At 61.7% G+C, this 329-nt stretch carries 2 pseudogenes; both read left to right on the top strand.

Annotated features, from left to right (window positions below):
* Positions 1–228 (top strand): annotated as a pseudogene (locus EOB49_RS33945) (hybrid sensor histidine kinase/response regulator); the annotation flags it as partial.
* Positions 229–233: 5 nt separating this feature from the next.
* Positions 234–329: pseudogene (locus EOB49_RS38285) on the top strand (hypothetical protein); the annotation flags it as partial.

The following is a 329-nucleotide window of genomic DNA, read 5'->3' as shown; positions in this document are numbered from 1 at the left end:
ATCCTGGACATTGCACTCCCCGACGGCTCGGGGTTGGACCTGCTGGCCGATCTGCCGCTCGAGACCGGGGTCATCGTGTTTTCGGCGGCGGAGCTCGACCAGAAACTCGGTGATCGCGTGCAGGCCATCATGACCAAGACCAGGGCCTCGGAAATCGATGTGGCAAAGCTGGTCAGGAGCATGTTGGTTTCGCCCCGCACTCAACCTGCCGCGCACGCCAAGGAGTGACGCTCATGCCCGCAAGGATTCTCTATGTGGATGACGAGGACGATATCCGCGAAATCGCCCAGATGTCGCTGGAGCTCGAGCCGGAATTCGAGGTGCGGTCC

The organism is Mesorhizobium sp. M7A.F.Ca.MR.148.00.0.0 (assembly GCF_003997735.1).
Taxonomy (GTDB): domain Bacteria; phylum Pseudomonadota; class Alphaproteobacteria; order Rhizobiales; family Rhizobiaceae; genus Mesorhizobium.
This window is presented reverse-complemented; position numbering and strand designations above follow the sequence as displayed.